General features: G+C 65.3%; 3 protein-coding genes. All 3 read right to left on the bottom strand.

Going from position 1 to position 2,597, the window contains the following annotated elements:
• Positions 1-1,103: extracellular solute-binding protein (locus tag ACKOED_RS02815; RefSeq protein WP_408915058.1), on the bottom strand; the 1,103-nt coding region annotated here is incomplete at its 3' end.
• 52 nt (positions 1,104-1,155) lie between these two features.
• Positions 1,156-2,205 carry an ABC transporter ATP-binding protein gene (locus ACKOED_RS02820; RefSeq protein WP_408915059.1) on the bottom strand — a complete coding sequence of 350 codons (1,050 nt, stop codon included), beginning with the start codon at positions 2,203-2,205 and terminating at the stop codon, positions 1,156-1,158.
• The coding region (locus tag ACKOED_RS02825; RefSeq protein WP_408915060.1) for a 3-keto-5-aminohexanoate cleavage protein at positions 2,202-2,597 on the bottom strand (396 nt) is incomplete at its 5' end. The genes ACKOED_RS02825 and ACKOED_RS02820, both read right to left, overlap by 4 nt.

Raw genomic sequence — 2,597 nt, forward strand, 5'->3', positions numbered from 1 at the left:
ATGGCGTCGAGGAAGGCGTTGACCGCGTCGCCGCCCTTTTCCGCCCACCACACCGGATCGCTGAAGATCACCTTGTCGATGTTCATCGCCGAGTTGACGGCATAGGGCTGCATGGCTTCCGGAATCTTGCCGAAGGCTTCCGGGTTCGACGGCGTCATGCCGAGGCAGTCGAGAATGGCGAGCTGCGAGTCGACCTGCAGGCCCTGCTGGATGAACTTCATCACAGCCTCGCGGCCCGCGGGATTGCCGCGCGGCACGATATAGGCGCCGGGCATGGCGATCGCCTCGTTCATCACCAGCTTGTAGCGGCCGTTGGTGCGCTCCTCGATCGCTTTGCCGCGGTTCTGCCAGACCATGCCGAGCGCCACTTCGCCGTTGACGATCATGTCATGGGCTTCGGAGCCAGAGCCCCAGTAGAGGCTGTCGGCCTTGATCGACTTGATCTTCTCGATGGCGCGCGGAACATCGCAAGGATAGACCTTGTCCTTCGGCACGCCGTCGGCGACGAGCGCGCTCTCGATCGAGCCGTTGGCCCATTTGTAGAGCGAGCGCTTGCCGGGGAATTTGGCGGTGTCATAGAAATCCTTCCAGCCGGTGGGCGGGTTGGCGCCGAAGGCCTGCGTGTCATACATGAAGGCGTAGCCATAGAAGATCACGCAGACGCCGAATTCCCAGGCGAAGCCTTCCTTGATCTGCGCCTTGTTGACGATGTTGTAGTCGATGGCCTCGAGGTGGCCGGAACTGCCGAGCGCGATGGCATCGAAGCCGTCAGCGTCGCAGACGTCAGCGGTGACCTTGCCCGAGTCGACCATCTCCTTGATCTTTCCCTGCAAGGGGCCGGAGGTGTCGAATTTCAGCGGAATGCCGGTTGCCGCGGTGAAGGGCTTGCCGATGGCGTCGCCATGGCACTTTTCGGACTCGCCGCCCCAGTTCCACATGACGATCTCGTTGGCCGCCGCCTCGGCATCGCCCGCCGACACGGCCAGCGTGGCCACGCCCGCCATGCCGCACAGGGCGAGGAAGCTGCGCCGGTCAAGCTTGCCGGACCTGAAGGCCAGCGCGCCATCACGCGCGACATCGCGCAGGAATGTCTTGTCTTGCATTGTCGTCTCCTCCTTGTGCCGTGGCTTATCCGCCGCGGCGGTTGATCGGGGCCTATCCCCGGCTTTGTCGTGCGGGCGGCATGCCCGCCTTCTCGCCGTCACCGGCCTCGACCTCGACCTGGGCATCATCGCTCCAGCCGATGTCGACGGCCTGTGATTCGGAAAATTCTCCGGCATTGCGCCATGCCGGCACGTGAACCTCGATGGCGCCCAGCGCCGGCACGCTCACCGAAAGCTTCAGCGTGGCGCCGAGATAGGTGATGCCGCCGATGGTTCCGGCGTGGCGGTTGGGCCCGCGGCCATGGCCCGCCGGCGCGATGTCGATCTTTTCGGGGCGCAGCGCATAGGTGCGGCCGTTCCGGGAGATGAAATTGCTCTTGCCGAGGAAGCTTGCGGCGAAGGCGGTGCGCGGCCGCTCATAAAGCTCCGCCGGCTTTCCCACCTGGACGAGCCCGCCGCGGTTCATGATGGCGATGCGGTCCGACATGGTGAGGGCTTCTTCCTGGTCATGCGTCACGTAGACGAAGGTGGTGCCGACCCGGTTGTGAATGTCCTTCAGCTGGTCCTGCACATCGGCCCGCAGCTTGCGGTCGAGCGCGCCCAGCGGCTCGTCGAGCAACAGCACGCGGGGCTCGAAGCTCAGCGCCCGGGCCAGCGCCACGCGCTGCTGCTGGCCGCCCGAGAGCTGCTGCGGATAGCGGTCCGCGAAACCCTGGAGCTGGACAAGGTCGAGCATGCTGTTGACGCGCGCCTGGATGGCGGCTGGCGGCATGCGGCGGATTTCCAGCGGATAGGCGATGTTGCCGCGCACGCTCATGTGCGGGAACAGCGCATAGCCCTGGAACACCATGCCGAAATTCCTCTTCTCGGGCGGCGTTGCGGCGATCGACTGGCCGCCCACCCGGATGTCGCCGGCGGTGATGTCCTGGAAGCCGGCAAGCATCATCAGAAGCGTGGTCTTGCCGGAGCCCGATGGCCCGAGCAGGGTGAGGAATTCGCCGGGCTCGATATCGAGCGACACGTCCTCGACAGCGGTCAGCTTTCCATACCGCTTGGTGACGCGGTCGAAGCTGATGCCGATGCCGGAGGGCCCTTTCGTCATCCCTGTTTCTTCAGCCCCAGTTTGTGGCGCGCCTCGGCGGGTGTCAGAACCCGCGCGCCCATGCGCTCGATGATGCCGGTCACGCGTTCCACCAGCTGGGCGTTGCTGGCCAGCACGCCGCGGTCGAGATAGAGATTGTCCTCAAGCCCCACCCGCACATTGCCGCCCATCGCCACGGCGGCGGCGGCCATCGGCATCTGCATGCGCGAGATGCCGAAGCTGGCCCAGCTGGCGTTGGCCGGCAGCTGATCCTTCATCGCCTTCATGTTGTCGACCGACTGGTCGGCGCCCCATGGAATGCCAAGGCAGATCTGGAACATCGGCGGTTCCTCGACCAGGCCTTCCCTGATCAGCTGGCGGGCGAGCCGGATGTGGCCGAGGTCGAAGACCTC

The organism is Aestuariivirga sp. (assembly GCF_046093005.1).
Lineage (GTDB): Bacteria > Pseudomonadota > Alphaproteobacteria > Rhizobiales > Aestuariivirgaceae > Aestuariivirga.

Bases quoted from the DNA above. Each gene is read 5' to 3' on its own strand.
- ACKOED_RS02820 (WP_408915059.1), bottom strand. From the start codon at position 2,205: ATGACGAAAGGGCCCTCCGGCATCGGCATCAGCTTCGACCGCGTCACC.